This is a genomic window from Flagellimonas halotolerans (assembly GCF_035818535.1).
In the GTDB taxonomy this organism is placed as follows: domain Bacteria; phylum Bacteroidota; class Bacteroidia; order Flavobacteriales; family Flavobacteriaceae; genus Flagellimonas; species Flagellimonas halotolerans.
In genome coordinates this window covers 118,472-133,946 of sequence record NZ_JAYKYV010000005.1, presented here as the reverse complement: position 1 = coordinate 133,946, position 15,475 = coordinate 118,472, and the positions used below count along the sequence as shown (strand labels likewise).

Sequence of the window (15,475 nt, the reverse complement as noted above, 5' to 3'; positions counted from 1 at the left end):
ACAAAAGGTCTACAACAATATGTCTAAAGACATCCGGATTAGAAAGGGGTTGAACATCAACCTCGTCGGGGCGGCAGAGCAGACTATTTCCAAAGCTGTTACCAGTAACGTATACGCCCTAAACCTAGATGATTTCCACGGAATCACTCCAAAAATGTTGATAAAACAAGGGGAAGATATAAAAGCGGGCGAACCCCTCTTTTATAACAAGAACAACGAAGACATGCACTTTGTTTCCCCGGTAAGCGGAGAGCTTGTGAAAATTGTTAGGGGGGCAAGAAGAAGAATCTTGACATTAAAGATTCTTGCTGACAAAGAGCAAAATTATGTTATAAATAAGGTGCCGGATTTGGATACGGCAGATGGTGAGGCCATTAAATCCTACCTTTTACAGTGTGGAGGATGGCCGTTCATTAAACAAAGACCTTATGATGTAATTGCCGACCCAAGTGCAACCCCAAAAGCGATATTTGTTTCGGCATACGCTACGGCGCCATTGGCAGCGGACCCAGACTTTGTCCTAAAGGACAAGGAACAGGAGATTCAAGCAGCGATAATGGGTCTTAGCAAGCTTACACCGGGTAAAATCCATGTGTCTGTCGGTAAATCGAGCAGATCGCCTTTCAATGATATTAAAGGAATAGAACTGCACAAAATCTCCGGCCCCCATCCAGCGGGCTTGGTGGGTACGCAAATCAATAAGATTGACCCCGTGAACAAAGGTGAAGTGGTCTGGACGTTGTCCCCACAGGACCTTGTGATGTTGGGTGAGCTGTTGTTGACAGGTAAGTTCAATGCGGAGCGCATTGTGGCATTGGCAGGGTCTGTTATCAAGGAGCCAAAATACTATAAGACCAAAATCGGAGCCGAAATATCCACTTTTTTATATGCAAGTGGTGTAAAGGAAGATAGGTTTAGGTTGATAAACGGGGATGTGCTTACAGGTACTAAAACCAGTACTGAGGGACATCTTGGTTTTTACAATAATACGGTTACCGCCATTCCAGAAGGGGACGATTACGAATTTTTTGGGTGGAACAAGCCAGTGTTCAATAAAATTTCGTCTACAAGGGCATTGACCTTTTCTTGGCTACAGCCCAACAAAAAATATGATTTGGACACCAATACCAATGGAGAGCACAGGGCTTTTGTGGTAACGGGCAGGTACGAAGAGGTTTTTCCTCTGGACATATACCCACTTCAACTTTTGAAGGCCTGTATGGTAAAGGATTTGGATGAAATGGAGCAATTGGGACTCTACGAAGTGGCTCCCGAGGATTTCTCCTTGACGGAATTCATATGCATATCAAAACAACCGCACCAACAAATAATCAGGGAAGGATTGGATTTGTTGCAAAAAGAACTTGGATAATATGGGCATGAAAGAAAAATTACATCAGTTAAAACTTAAGTATCAGGGCAAAAAAATGGCCCCTGCCTTTAATGCACTGCATACTTTTCTCTATACACCGAACGAAACAACCCATTCCGGGTCGCATGTTCGAGCCGCGGATGATTTAAAACGTACCATGAACACGGTGATCATGGCCTTGGTGCCTTGTTTGCTGTTTGGAATGTTCAATGCAGGGTATCAACATTACTCCGCCATCAATGGTTTTCCTGAGAGCTTTGATCTGTTTGAACACTTTTTGACATGGGATAACTTTTTGGTGGGGATCACCACCATTTTACCTTTGGTGATCGTATCCTACGGTGTTGGTTTGGCCATCGAATTTTTGTTCGCTGTAATCAAGGGCCATGAAGTGGAAGAGGGTTATTTGGTGACAGGTATGTTGGTTCCATTGATCGTGCCCGTTGACACCCCACTTTGGATGTTGACCATCGCCGTGGCCTTTGGTGTCGTTATCGGTAAAGAAGTTTTCGGTGGTACCGGAATGAATATATTGAACCCTGCCCTGACCATACGCGCATTCTTGTTCTTCGCCTATCCAACATGGATGAGCGGGGATAAAGTATGGGTCCACGAAGCTGTGGAAAGAGCTGGAACCGCAGATGCCATTTCAGGGGAAACCATCCTTGGCTCATTGGCCCAAGGGTCGGACTATAGTTATTCACTGGCCGATATGTTCTACGGATTTATCCCCGGCTCCGTTGGGGAAACATCGACCCTGTTGATCATATTGGGGGGGCTTTTCTTGGTTTTCTCAAAAATTGCCTCGTGGAGAATTATGGTAAGTTCCGTTGTAGGTGCTCTGGTTATGGGGCTTATATTCAATGGCATTGTAGATGCCGGTTGGTTGCCCGAGTACAGTAAGTTCTATGCCTTGATGAGTTTCCCTTACTGGCAACATTTGTTGGTGGGAGGTTTGGCCTTCGGTATTGTATTTATGGCCACGGACCCTGTTACAGGTGCTCAGACCAATAAAGGAAAATGGTACTACGGATTCTTTATCGGGTTCCTGTCCGTAATGATCCGGGTGTTCAACCCAGGATATCCAGAAGGTGTGTTCTTGGCCATCTTGTTGATGAACGTATTCGCACCTACCATTGACCACTACGTGGTAAGGGGCAACATTAGAAAGAGATTGAAACGATTTAAGACAGCGACCATATATCCAAAAACATCGGATGAGGTTGATTCATTAAAAACGGAAACAGCTTAATTATGGCAATCAATACAGAAAAAAATAGCTACACTGTAATCTTTGCGGTCTTAATGGTTGTTGTTGTGGGATCGCTACTGGCTTTTGTTGCATCTGGCCTTAAACCAAGGATTGATGAGAACGAACGCTTCGAAAAGCAACAAAACATCCTTTATGCCATGGGGGTCGATCAAAATGAGGGCGATGGAGATGTTTCCTTTGTACCAACGACTACAGTTGAAGAGCAATTTTCCAAATTCATAACTTCCCAGTTGGTATTGAAAGGTTCCGAAGCAGTGGAAAAAGAGAATGCTTACCTAATCGATGTACAGAAAGAAATAGCAAAAGCCAAGAATGGGGAGGACGCAGAACTTCCCTTGTTGATCGGTGAAAAGGACGGGGAAAAATTCTATATCATCCCCATGTACGGTAAAGGACTTTGGGATGCGATCTGGGGATATATTTCCTTGGATGAGAACATGGAAATAAAAGGCGTCTTTTTTGATCATAAGGGAGAAACCCCTGGACTGGGTTCCAATATTAACCAACGTTTTTTTATGGACGACTTCAAGGGGGAATCCGTTATGGACGGCAATACCTATGCAGGTGTTAATGTAGCAAAAGGGAACAACGATCCATTGAACAACAATAAAGAAGATAACGCAGTAGATGCTTTGGCAGGTGCTACCATTACCGGTAATGGGGTAACCGCAATGATCAAAGAGAGCCTGAAGCTTTACAAACCCTATTTACAAACCATTAGATCCAATTAATATGGCGCTACTATCAAAAAAAGATGCAAATCTGATAAAAGACCCGTTAGCGGATAACAACCCTATCACCATTCAAGTATTGGGTATCTGTTCCGCCTTGGCAATTACCGCGGAGCTAAAAGCTTCGGTGGTAATGGCAATATCCGTATTGTTTGTAATGGGAGTGGGTAACGTGGTAATTTCGCTCATACGAAATATCATCCCATCAAAAATCAGGATCATTGTACAGTTGGTCGTGGTTGCCGCCTTGGTTATTATTGTGGATCAAGTATTAAAGGCTTTTGCCTACGACCTAAGTAAGACCCTATCGGTATTTATCGGCCTTATTATCACCAACTGTATCATTATGGGACGTTTTGAGGCTTTTGCATTAGGAAACGGTCCCCGCAGAGCTTTTCTTGATGGAATAGGGAACGCTCTAGGATATGGGATCATTCTGGTCATAGTAGGGTTCTTTAGGGAACTCCTTGGTTCTGGAACACTTTTCGGGTTCAAAGTATTGGGGGATCCCATCGCAAAAACTGGATTGTACTCCATCGGTTACGAAAACAATGGATTTATGATCATACCACCTGCGGCATTGATTGTTGTGGGAATCATTATTTGGGTGCAACGCTCCAGAAATAGAGCATTAATTGAAGAAGCATAAACTAAGGAAGCATGTTAGAGCATTTAGAACTATTTTTTAGATCAATCTTCGTAGACAATATGGTGTTTGCGGTCTTTTTGGGAATGTGTTCCTACTTGGCCGTATCCAAAAAGGTTTCTACAGCTGTAGGATTGGGAGCTGCCGTAATATTCGTGTTGGGCGTTACCGTGCCCTTAAACTGGTTGTTGGATAAATATTTGCTGCAAGATGGAGCCTTGGTTTGGTTAGGCCCGGAATACGCCGATTACGACCTTAGTTTCCTATCGTTCATTCTATTTATTGCAACCATTGCCACAATGGTGCAGTTGGTGGAGATCGTGGTAGAGAAATTTTCGCCATCACTGTACAACTCCTTGGGTATTTTCTTGCCTTTGATTGCGGTGAACTGTGCCATCTTGGGGGGTTCCTTGTTTATGCAGACAAGGGATATCCCTAATATTGGGTTGGCCTTGAATTATGGGGTAAGCTCGGGGATTGGATGGTTCTTGGCTATTTTGACCATTGCGGCCATTCGCGAAAAGATCAGATATTCGAACGTGCCCGCGCCACTGCGAGGTTTGGGAATCACTTTTATAATCACAGGCTTAATGGGAATCGGGTTCCAAAGCTTTGGAGGCATGCTCACAGGAGACAACGAACCACCAGAGGAAACCCAAAGCACAACCGTTGAGGCCCAAGAAGTCCAAGAAGAAAAAGAAATTAAAAAAGAGATTGAGGATAAGGAAGAAGCAGTCTCTTATAACGAAGCCATAAACAGATAGAAGATGATATTAGCCGCAAGTACCGGGGGTACTATTCTAATTACCGTAGTAGCATTTCTTGTTTTGTTGTTAGTCTTAGTGGCGCTATTGCTGTTCACTAAGGAGAAACTATCCCCATCCGGTCCTGTAACGATTACCATTAATGGTGAAAAGGAGTTGGAGGTAGGCTCGGGAGGCTCCCTGTTGTCCACCCTGGGTAACCAAAAAATATTCCTCCCATCCGCTTGTGGTGGAGGTGGAACCTGTATTCAGTGCGAATGCCACGTACTTTCAGGTGGAGGCGAAGCATTGCCTACCGAAACCCCGCACTTTTCCAAAAAGGAGTTGAGCGAGGGCGCTCGTTTGGCCTGTCAGGTCAAGGTAAAACAGGATATGGAAATTACCATTCCCGAAGAGGTGTTCGGTATTAAAAAATGGAATGCCAAAGTGGTGCGTAACTATAACGTGGCCTCTTTTATCAAGGAGTTTGTTGTTGAGATTCCAGAGGAAATGAATTACAAAGCAGGCGGATACATCCAGATTGAAATTCCACCATGTGAGGTAAAATATTCCGATATCGATATTACAGCCCACCCAGAGGAGCACGAAACTCCGGACAAATTTCAAGCGGAGTGGGACAAATTCAACCTATGGCCATTGGTCATGAAAAATCCCGAAACCGAGGAAAGGGCATATTCCATGGCTTCTTACCCTGCAGAAGGAAGGGAGATTATGTTGAACGTCCGTATTGCCACCCCACCATGGGACCGTTCCAAGAACGGATGGATGGACGTAAATCCAGGTATTGCCTCTTCTTATATTTTCAGTTTGAAAAAAGGCGACCCCGTGACCATTTCAGGTCCATTTGGTGAGTTCTTCATCAATGAATCCGATGCCGAAATGCTATACGTAGGAGGTGGTGCCGGAATGGCTCCAATGCGTTCGCACTTGTACCACTTGTTCAGAACTTTGAAAACCGATAGAAAAGTTACCTATTGGTATGGAGGACGTTCCAAAAGGGAGTTGTTCTACATCGACCATTTCAAGCAATTGGAAAAAGAATTCCCCAACTTCAAGTTTTACATGGCACTTTCAGAACCGCTGGAAGAGGACAATTGGAAGGTGAAGAAAGACATCCATGATGAAGAAGGGGATGGTTTTGTTGGGTTTATTCACAACTGTGTTATCGATAACTATTTGAACCATCATGAAACGCCAGAGGATATAGAACTATATTTCTGTGGACCACCTTTGATGAACAAAGCCGTACAGAAAATGGGAGAGGATTTTGGTATTCCAGATGAGAATATCAGGTTCGACGACTTTGGAGGATAGAACCAGAAATTGATTATCACCTCGAGCATTGTCGAGAGGTAGGAATAAAACCAAACCGATGCTCATGCATCGGTTTTTTTGTTAGCTATGGGAAGAGAATTAAAAGAACAGGAACTGCACAACTTGGCCATGAACATTGTGGGGCGCGAGCTTGAGGCCGATGGTTTTGAATTTATGGCCATTAACAGTAAGCTCAAGAAAAACCCGCAGTATGTGTGCCTAAAGGAAAAGGTGTTGCATTTTATAGTGGTTAGGAATGTGGAATTCCCCCTAAACCCAAGGGAGTATGATGAAGAATTGATGCGTACCGTAAAGAATCACGCGGAGAAATTCGAGGCCAGAACCTATTTTGCTGGTGTCGGACTCTCCAATGCCGTGGACAGGACCGAACCGTTGTATTTGGATGAAGAATATGTGGTGGACTATCAAGGTTTAATTGAAATATAAATGAAGTATAAAGTATTGTTTTTAGGATTGGTCGTACTTTTTTTAAACTGTACGCCAAAGGAACACGTCAAAAACCAGAATTGGGGCAATGCATTGGGGACCACCTATTCCATCATTTACATTGCTGATGGGGAGTTGGACTATCAACAGGAGATAGACTCTGTTTTTCAAGTGCTGAACCAATCCATGTCCACTTATATTCCCTCATCCGATATTTCCAAGATCAATGCGGGTGACTCCACTATTGTCGTGGATGATATGTTCAAAGAGGTATTTGAAGTTTCAAGTAAGGTTCACAAAGCTTCAAATGGCTATTTTGACCCCACTGTGGGTGTTTTGGCCAATGCTTGGGGATTTGGCCCGGGCGAGCAGTTGGAGCTTGATAGCCTACGTGTGGATAGCTTATTGGGTTACGTAGGATGGGAAAAGGTACAATTGAACGCAGATAATACCATTACAAAGGCCCATCCGTCCATCCGTTTTGATTTTAATGCCGTGGCCAAAGGGTATGCCATAGACCGATTGGGGGCCATGCTGGATGAAAAGGGCATCAAAAACTATTTGGTGGAAGTTGGTGGGGAGGTTCTCGCCAAGGGAACCAACCTTGATTCGGGGAAACAATGGTCCGTTGGTATAGATGATCCGCAGGCGGAAACCGGTCGTCAGCTAAAACAGATAGTTTCCTTGAAAGATGTAGCGATGGCCTCATCTGGCAATTACCGAAAATTTAGGGTAGACCCTGAAACAGGGGAAAAGTATGTGCATACCATAGACCCTAAGACAGGATACACCAAAAATTCCAATGTACTGGCCACAAGTGTTGTGGCAAAGACCTGTGCTGTTGCCGATGCGTTTGCAACAACCTTTATGGTGATGGACCTGGAAGATTCCAAACAAGTGCTTGAAAATCATGGGGAGTTGGAAGCCTACATCATCTATTTGGATGAAAATGGGCAGACACAGGAGTTTTTTACGCCGGGTTTTGGGGCTTTGGTCAAGAATTGATCATTTCCTGACCACTGGAATAATTTCACCTTTCGCCAATCTGTACTTTTCAACCGTTTCCTTTGGGATTTTTTTGGTGTAATCCACCTCTTCAACCACAAATCCAATACTGCGAAGCTTGTCAAAATAATCCCGTCCGTATATCCGGACATGATCATACTGCCCAAAAATGCGTGCTCTTTCTTTTTTATCGGTAATGGAATCATCCTCAAAGGTTTTTTCCCGATTCAAGTCCTGTGGAATTTGAAATATGCCCCATCCTCCAGGTTTCATGATGCGATAGAGTTCTTGCATGGCCTTGGTGTGATCGGGAATATGTTCCAAGACGTGGTTGCATAAAATCACGTCGAAGGTATTGTCATCAAAAGGTAAGTTGCAGATATCAGCCCTTACATCAGCCAAAGGTGAATTGAGGTCCGTTGTGGTGTATTCCAAATTATTCAACTTTTTAAAGCGTTTGTAAAAGGCTTGTTCCGGGGCAAAGTGAAGCAACTTTAACGGTTTAGTGAAGAAATCCGTTTCGTTTTTCAGGTACAGCCACAGTAATCGATGCCTTTCCAACGAAAGGGTAGAAGGGGAGAGTACATTTTCCCTCGGGGCCTCATAACCATAAGGCAAAAATTTCCTGAATGATTTACCGTCAATCGGGTCGGTATATGAGCTTCCCTTTAGGGAAAAGGCAATCAACGGGCGTACCCAATAACTTAATCGGATAAGTAAGGGTCTGGGAATTAGATTAAGGAAGTATTTAAATATTTTTGACACGGATAAAATGATTAATGCCTGTTGTACACCTAGACTGCCTATTGAGTCAAACAATAGGTCAGTTCGGGTTTTTTCCTTCAGGAAAAAGTATCGAGAACTGTGGATTGAGGGCCGCTTTTCAAATTCTCGATAAAACTTTTGAACGTTTCACTCCCAAAAATCACCCGAATTGACGAATTTACATCAGAACTTATTTAAAGCACCAATTTCTTACTACGGAACTCATCCTCTTCGTCGCTGGTAATCCCCAGGGCATCATAAATATATTGGTAGGTGGATAGTAGTTCAGGTTTACCCTCCACAAGGGCTACATCGTGTTCAAAGTGTGCACTTGGTTTGCCATCGGCAGTAAGTATGGTCCAACCATCCTTTAATTGTTTTATGCGTTTTGTGCCCATGTTGATCATGGGTTCTATGGCGACAACCATACCGTTTACAAACTTTTTGCCACGGCCTCTTTTGCCGTAGTTGGGCATTTGTGGATCCTCGTGGAGCTCTCGGCCCAGACCGTGACCTACCAATTCGCGTACCACGCCGTACCCATGGTCTTCTGTATATTTTTGAATGGCATAGCCTACATCGCCTACGCGATTACCCAGTTTAAACTCCCTTATGCCTATATAAAGCGATTCTTTGGTAACCTTGAGCAGTTTTTTGGTTTCTTCAGCAACTTCACCCACTTCAAAAGTATAGGCATGGTCTCCGTGGAAACCATTTTTAACGGCTCCACAATCCACGGAAACAATGTCGCCCTCCTTTAAGGGTTCACTGCCTGGTATACCATGTACCACTTGGGCATTTGGACTCCAATTTAAGGTGTTCGGAAAATCGTACATCCCCAAAAAACCGGGTACGGCTCCCTGTTCCCGAATAAATTCTTCGGCCATTTTATCCAATTTCAATGGACTGGCCCCGGGCTTTATTTCCTTGGCCAAGAGGCCCAAAGTTTTGGATACCACCAAAGCGCTCTCGCGCATCAACTCAATTTCTTCAGCTGTTTTTACATGAATCATAGCCGCAAAGATAAATTGATTCTGGGGATTTTAAGGAATGTTTGTCTACACCAATGGTTTTTGCGTCATTAATTCGGGTTGGGGAACGCCCAATAATTTAAGAATGGTAGGAGCGATATCGCCCAAAACGCCGCTTTTTACCTCTTTTATGTCGTTGTCCACCAAAATAAGCGGAACCGGGTTGGTGGTATGCGCCGTGTTGGGGCTACCATCTGGGTTGATCATGGTGTCGCAGTTTCCATGATCTGCAATCACTATGGTGGAATAGCCGTTTTCCAGTCCAGCGGTTATCACATCTTTGGCACATTGGTCAACGGTTTCACAGGCTTTTATGGCAGCCTCCATAACCCCGGTGTGCCCGACCATATCGGGATTGGCAAAATTGAGGCATACAAAGTCCGCTTCCCCTTTCTTTAATTCAGGGACAATGGCATCGCGAATGTCGTAAGCGCTCATTTCGGGTTGAAGGTCGTAGGTGGCTACTTTGGGTGACGGGCAAAGAATACGCTGTTCTCCCTCAAAAGGTTCTTCGCGGCCCCCATTGAAGAAAAAGGTAACGTGCGGATACTTTTCGGTTTCGGCGATGCGGATTTGCTTCTTACCATTTTTGGCAAGGGTCTCACCCAGGGTATCTTTTATGTTCTCTTTGTTGAATATGATTTTGATTCCTTTGAAAGAATCATCATAATTCGTCATGGTAACATAGTACAAATCCATTTTGTGCATGTTCTGCTCATGGAAATCCTGCTGGCTCAAGGCTTGGGTCAGCTCACGGCCACGATCTGTTCTAAAATTGAAGAAAACAATAACATCCCCATCTTGGATTTTGGCAAGGGGCTCATTATTGGCATCGGTTAAAACCAAGGGTTTGATGAATTCATCCGTAACACCGTCATCATAACTTTTTTGCATGGCCTCACCAATATGCTGTATTTTTTCTCCTGCTGCATTTACGACAACATCATAGGCCATTTTTACACGCTCCCATCTTTTGTCACGGTCCATGGCGTAATACCTGCCAATAACTGTGGCCAATTTGGTCTTCTTGTCGGAGCAGTAATTATCAAGATCCACCAAAAAGCCTTTACCACTTTTTGGGTCTACATCCCGACCATCGGTAAAAGCGTGTACAAAAGCATTTTCCACACCGCTTTCGTCGGCGGCTTTGATCAAGGCCTTTAAGTGGTCGATGTGGCTATGCACCCCACCATCGCTCACCAAGCCTAAAAAGTGGACCGGTTTATGGTTTGCCTTGGCATATTCAAAAGCATCTTGGAGTACTTTTTCTTTTTTTAAGGTGTCTTCTTTTACGGCTTTGTTGATCTTGGCCAGATCCTGGTACACGATTCTTCCCGCGCCAAGGTTCATGTGCCCTACCTCACTGTTTCCCATCTGTCCCTCGGGCAATCCAACGTTCATTCCGTCGGTGTGCAGATCGGCATCTGGGTATTTTGTGTATAGTGAATCGATAAATGGAGTGTTGGCCTTTTCAATTGCCGAAACCTTTGGATCTGGGGATTTTCCCCAACCATCCAAAATCATGAGAATAACCTTTTTGTTCATAGTGAAATATTGTACCACAAAAATAAAGTGATCTGGTTGGATGCCCTAGTTTTTTGTTAAAATTCTAATTATGAACTTGTTAATAATTTTACGACAAAATTGAAAGATTGTTAAAGTTTCGTTATTTAACTGTTAATCGTGTAACATCACATGTTTTGATAAGTCTATTTTTATGAGAAGTAAATTCATTAATCAAAAACAATTCATCATGAAAAAAACAATTTTTACAGTGGCCACAGTTTGCTTGTTGGCCCTAAGCGGCGTTTCTGCCAACGAACTAAAAACAAACGATTTTGGAACCTCCATTGAAATGGTAAGCCCGGATGAGCTCAGCAGTTTTTGCAAGGCTGTAATGCAGGGCGATGTAGAGACGGTTAAAAAATTCATTGAACTTGGAGAGGACGTCAACCAAAAATCTTTGGGCAAGGCACCTATCCATTACGCGGCCCGTTACAACAAGGTCGAAGTATTACAAGTACTTATCGATCATGGGGCAGACCTTAAAAAACGTTGCGACGGGGGTATGACCGCCATGAAATATGCCAAATTGTCCAACGCCACTGAGGCACAGGCCGTGTTGGAAGCTGCTATGAAAAAATAGAAAGGGAGTTTATTCCAATGAAAAAGGGCGCATCCAATGGATGGGCCCTTTTTCATTTCATATATTAGTGTTCTTGCAAAAGAGTATGGCCCTCTTGACTTAAAATTCAAAGCCGGTAAAAGCCCGGTACAAAAATGCATATAGGGCCATAACAAGCATGACCCCGCAAAATATAGAATACCCTTTTAAAAAGAGCACTACAAAGCTAGGTTTGCAATCGTCAAATGCCTCTAAATAGAGGTCTTTAAAATGTAATAGTGTTCCCATATGTTCTCTCTTTTTATTGCATAACAAAAAGATTAAGAGAAACTTAGTAGGATTTGGGCCGTTTACCCAAAGGTACGGAAATTAAGCCAATCTCCTTTTTTTATCGATAAACCACCAATTCTATCGACCTGAATATTTTTCGATGGCTTCCTTTATCTTTTCAATACGGTTTTCGGGGTCGGGGTGGGTACTTTGGAACTCGGGAACCCTGTTGGGTCCTGCGGCCGCTTTCAATACTTTCATGACCGCTATCATCTCATTGGGGTCGTACCCGGACGCTATCATAAATAATACGCCGAGTTCATCACTCTCCAATTCGTCGCCCCTGCCATTGGTTAAAAGGGTGTTTTGGCCGATGCCCGCAACCAAACCGCCCATATCGCCACCGACCGAAGCGCCCGTGGCCAAGGTTTGCCAAAAATTGCTTTCGGCTATGCGTTCGGCAGAATGTCTGCCGATCACATGGCCGATTTCATGGCCCAAGACACCGGCAAGTTGTGGTTCGTTGAGTTGGGAGAACAGGGCATAAGTGATGAAAATCTGTCCGCCGGGCAGCGCAAAGGCATTGATGGTGCGGTCGTCCGCCAAAAGATGAAATTCGTATTGATAAGGGGTTTCCTTGGCCACACTATTTTGCACCAGTTTGTTACCCACGGCGTCCACCAAAGCCTGCATACGCTCGTCCGGATAGAGCCCCCCGTGCTGCTGCGCCATTTCCGGAGCAGCTTGCAGCCCAATGGCAATCTCCTGTTCCGTGGTCATGTCTATGTTCTGGGTTCTACCGGTATAGGGATTTTCTTCTTGGTTGCTGCACCTACGAATAAAGGCAAAAGCAACAATGGCCAAACCGATCAGGATGCGTATCCTCCAACTTCCTCTTCCGATTCTCATGGGCTAGTGTACTGGTAAGTTGAAGATACAAAAAAACCGTTATAGCAGTACAGGGTTTATGTCCAAGATATTGTCCTGAACGTAGGTTCTTATAAAACCAGCGGTAAAATGTTCTTTGCCCAGAAACCTTTCTTGTTGCATCAACTTTAAAATGTTGAGCTTACGGTAGGCCGTTAGCATGGGAATGGATATGGGCGCATAACTGTAATGCCAGGGCTCGTACTTAAACCCTCTTCTTCTGGGATTGTTGGTGTAGACAAGATAGAAGCCGTATTTTGTCGAGTTTTCGTCCAGCCAAAGCTTGAGTCCTTCAAAAGGACCGCCCGTCTCAAATTTTTCGGAATCCAGCACATCGCCCGATACTTTGGGGAACCCATCGATAATATCGATGTCGGTGCCCCAATGGTGCCTGCTCGTTCCCGGAATGGTGGAATATTCAATAATCTTGTCAATAGCCTCCAAAGGGGCCATACCTTCTTCGGTATAGCTTAGATATTTGCGCTCCCAAATGCGCTCTTGATGGTAAAAATCCCTGAAACTGGATACTATTTTAATGTCAAAACCATCGGAATAGGCCGCTTTTTTCATTTCCAAAAAGGACTTGTACGCCTCTTCCTTTAAATTGATGCCCTCGCCAAAGAGTTCAATATCCGCTTTGCCCATAAGCTCGGCCGTGGAGTAATCCGGGCCATAAAAATCGGGTAAAATGGGAGGGATGGTACAGGCCAGGCCTGATGCAGAAGCAGTTTTAATAAAAGTCCTTCTTTTCATTGATGTAATTTTTATGGATGCTGCCCAGGTTCCAATTAATTTAAAAACCTACCACTCCGAACTGTAAGATTGAGCGCTGTCGAAATCAAAGAGCGGAATCTCACGGGAATCAAAAAGATTCTTCATTTCGCTACGATACATTCAGAATGGCAACCTTAGAATGGAAACTCTTGGTCACACCACTTTTTTTCAGATTTTTCACCAAGTTAAGAAGTATTTTTAATTGAAAAAGCATTCCCCGATGTCATTGTAGGGGTTTGAAGTCGTCATTCCCATGAAAATGGGAATCCAAATAAGTGAGTTTTTGTATTCAAGTAGAAATGAAATAAGGTGACTGCTATCGGTCCAAGAAAAGGAAACCGGAATACTCCAGTTCCAGATCATCCAAGGTGACCAGGTAAAAATAAACACCTTCGGGCAGACCTGAAGCTTGGTTGGTGATCAAGGTTCCCGTGTTGGCAAGGCCGTAAAAATCGTTGGTGTAGTTTACTTTCTCAAAAACCTTTTGTCCGTATCGGTTAAAAATACGCAAACTGTTGTTCGGTGATTCCTCCATGCCGTCAATCACCAAAAAATCGTTGGTGCCATCGCCATTTGGACTCAAAAAGTAGTTGCCCAAGGTGGGGTTTTCCACGGCAAAGGTATCCGTGGGCAGGGGAATGGTACCAAAGGTAATGGCCGCATAATTGCTGGGCACAAAGGTTTCGGAAGTAACAAAACCCTGTGTAAGGTCACCACTAATCGCAGCGTTGCCGATAATCACCCATTGGTTGGACGATTTGCTCCATCCCACCACAATAATGGATTCCAAAGTGGCATTGGGAATGGTGCCCAAAGCACTCCTCGTGTTCCACGAAATGGTCACTCGTGCGGGCACATCGCTTTGTAAGACCCAGAATTCGCGATCGGTAACAGTTCCGATGTCCTGTACTTTTTCTTCGGTGTCAAAACTTTCCAAAATAGAGGAAGGAGCGGAGGGGTCCTCAAAAAAATAGGCGCATACGGCCAAAGGTGTGGTGCTTTGTGAGTTTAATGTTAAAGGTCGTAGCTGCTCCGGGTCGCCCACGGGGAACGAAAATACATCGCGGTTGTTAATGGCGGCAAAGCCCGTTACTTTGGATGCATCGCTTTCTCCGGTGAAAAAACCTTGGTCCATAAAACTGAGGTTCACCGCAGGTATGTTGGTCGGAGTCAGGAAATTGCCATCAATAAAATTGACGTTGTTCCGGACCATGACGGGATTTTGTAAAAACACGTTGCTGTCCATCATAATCTCCGTGTCCCAAAGGGTTGGGGGAATGCTCCCGGAAACAATGATGGCACGGTTACCATAAAAACCGACCAGTCCATTGGTTTGGTCAAAGTTGGCATCGTTTATAAAATCGGTGTGCAGACCAATGTTGGCATTGTTGTGCACGCTGAAGTTGCCGCTGTTGTACAGACCGCTTTGGGCCAACCCAAAGCTGACCGATAACAAAAACGCTATGTGGAGGAGGGGTTTCATTAGTTGATTTGGTACCAGTTATTCCCATCCGTTTGGATCCAAAGGGCTTCATTTGTTCCTCCATTTAATATAAAGTCAGGTTGCGTGACTGAGTTTTCAATATTAATATTTACATCAATCTGCCTATTATTTTTTATTATAAAAATTTTTCCAAAATCGATACTAGTGTCATTAGCTGCAGGAAGGTTGACAATATCAACGTTTAAGTCTGTACTAGGAGGGTTAGTATCGTTTAAAATTATAGTATAATGGGATACATCAATATCGAAACTCTCATCGGTTGTTACAATTATTGGCTTAGCAGTAGTATTAAAATTTGTACTTACATTGTTCTCATTCGCATAAGCAAAGGTTCCATCGCCATTGTCCACCAGAGTCGTAACGGTCTCCACGGCCTCCACGGCCGCGGTTAGATCGATGTTGGTCGGGTTTCCGTCCTCGTCTGTATAGCTCAGTGTTCCATCGCCATTGTCCACCAGAGTCGTGACGGTCTCCACGGCCTCCACGGCCGCGGTTAGGTCGATGTTGGTCGGGTTTCCGTCCTCGTC

Annotated in this window: 16 protein-coding genes and 1 pseudogene; 9 read left to right on the top strand and 8 right to left on the bottom strand. The window is 44.2% G+C overall.

The annotated features are described in order from the left end of the window. Positions 1-19 precede the first annotated feature (19 nt). The 8 genes from VM932_RS07885 to VM932_RS07850 all read left to right on the top strand — a co-directional run bounded on the left by VM932_RS07885 (position 20) and on the right by VM932_RS07850 (position 7,552). Positions 20-1,372, top strand: a complete 1,353-nt coding sequence (locus VM932_RS07885) for a Na(+)-translocating NADH-quinone reductase subunit A (protein WP_326278254.1) — start codon at positions 20-22, stop codon at positions 1,370-1,372. Between the two features lies 1 nt (position 1,373). Beyond that, positions 1,374-2,624, top strand: a complete 1,251-nt coding sequence (locus tag VM932_RS07880; RefSeq protein WP_326278253.1) for an NADH:ubiquinone reductase (Na(+)-transporting) subunit B — start codon at positions 1,374-1,376, stop codon at positions 2,622-2,624. 2 nt (positions 2,625-2,626) lie between these two features. After that, entirely contained in the window at positions 2,627-3,376 is a 750-nt protein-coding gene (locus VM932_RS07875) for a Na(+)-translocating NADH-quinone reductase subunit C (protein ID WP_326278252.1), read from the top strand. A 1-nt stretch (position 3,377) separates the two neighbouring features. Beyond that, entirely contained in the window at positions 3,378-4,025 is a 648-nt protein-coding gene (locus VM932_RS07870) for an NADH:ubiquinone reductase (Na(+)-transporting) subunit D (protein WP_326278251.1), read from the top strand. 11 nt (positions 4,026-4,036) lie between these two features. Next, positions 4,037-4,786 (top strand): NADH:ubiquinone reductase (Na(+)-transporting) subunit E, encoded by a 750-nt coding sequence (gene nqrE, locus VM932_RS07865; RefSeq protein ID WP_326278250.1) that lies wholly within the window; start codon positions 4,037-4,039, stop codon positions 4,784-4,786. 3 nt (positions 4,787-4,789) lie between these two features. Beyond that, positions 4,790-6,100 (top strand): NADH:ubiquinone reductase (Na(+)-transporting) subunit F, encoded by a 1,311-nt coding sequence (nqrF, locus tag VM932_RS07860; RefSeq protein WP_326278249.1) that lies wholly within the window; start codon positions 4,790-4,792, stop codon positions 6,098-6,100. Between the two features lie 87 nt (positions 6,101-6,187). Continuing rightward, positions 6,188-6,547, top strand: coding sequence for a Na(+)-translocating NADH-quinone reductase subunit F (locus VM932_RS07855; RefSeq protein ID WP_326278248.1), 360 nt, complete (start codon positions 6,188-6,190; stop codon positions 6,545-6,547). After that, on the top strand, positions 6,548-7,552 hold the full coding sequence (locus VM932_RS07850; protein ID WP_326278247.1) for an FAD:protein FMN transferase: 1,005 nt from the start codon (positions 6,548-6,550) through the stop codon (positions 7,550-7,552). Here the strand turns inward: VM932_RS07850 and VM932_RS07845 are convergent, their stop codons facing one another. From VM932_RS07845 to gpmI, 3 genes are all read right to left on the bottom strand, one after another. Then, the gene (locus VM932_RS07845; RefSeq protein WP_326278246.1) at positions 7,553-8,317 is read right to left on the bottom strand and encodes a class I SAM-dependent methyltransferase; all 765 of its coding nucleotides are present in this window, start codon (positions 8,315-8,317) and stop codon (positions 7,553-7,555) included. A 194-nt stretch (positions 8,318-8,511) separates the two neighbouring features. Next, positions 8,512-9,330, bottom strand: a complete 819-nt coding sequence (gene map / locus VM932_RS07840) for a type I methionyl aminopeptidase (RefSeq protein ID WP_326278245.1) — start codon at positions 9,328-9,330, stop codon at positions 8,512-8,514. Between the two features lie 45 nt (positions 9,331-9,375). Then, the gene (gene gpmI / locus VM932_RS07835) at positions 9,376-10,893 is read right to left on the bottom strand and encodes a 2,3-bisphosphoglycerate-independent phosphoglycerate mutase (protein ID WP_326278244.1); all 1,518 of its coding nucleotides are present in this window, start codon (positions 10,891-10,893) and stop codon (positions 9,376-9,378) included. Between the two features lie 208 nt (positions 10,894-11,101). Between gpmI and VM932_RS07830 the strand changes: the two genes are divergently transcribed. Then, positions 11,102-11,494: an ankyrin repeat domain-containing protein gene (locus VM932_RS07830; RefSeq protein WP_326278243.1), complete on the top strand. Its 393-nt coding sequence runs from the start codon at positions 11,102-11,104 to the stop codon at positions 11,492-11,494. A gap of 99 nt (positions 11,495-11,593) precedes the next feature. On the opposite strand, the gene VM932_RS07825 is transcribed toward VM932_RS07830, so the two are convergent. The 5 genes and pseudogenes from VM932_RS07825 to VM932_RS07805 all read right to left on the bottom strand — a co-directional run. Next, entirely contained in the window at positions 11,594-11,761 is a 168-nt protein-coding gene (locus VM932_RS07825; protein ID WP_293167619.1) for a DUF6747 family protein, read from the bottom strand. Between the two features lie 120 nt (positions 11,762-11,881). Continuing rightward, the gene (locus VM932_RS07820) at positions 11,882-12,652 is read right to left on the bottom strand and encodes a M48 family metalloprotease (protein WP_326278241.1); all 771 of its coding nucleotides are present in this window, start codon (positions 12,650-12,652) and stop codon (positions 11,882-11,884) included. Positions 12,653-12,691: 39 nt separating this feature from the next. Then, positions 12,692-13,423 (bottom strand): M15 family metallopeptidase, encoded by a 732-nt coding sequence (locus VM932_RS07815; protein WP_326278240.1) that lies wholly within the window; start codon positions 13,421-13,423, stop codon positions 12,692-12,694. 337 nt (positions 13,424-13,760) lie between these two features. Then, a complete protein-coding gene (locus VM932_RS07810; RefSeq protein WP_326278239.1) occupies positions 13,761-14,927 on the bottom strand; it encodes a T9SS type B sorting domain-containing protein in 1,167 nt (388 codons plus the stop codon). Then, positions 14,927-15,475, bottom strand: a pseudogene (locus tag VM932_RS07805) (hypothetical protein); the annotation flags it as partial. The gene VM932_RS07810 and the pseudogene VM932_RS07805, both read right to left, overlap by 1 nt.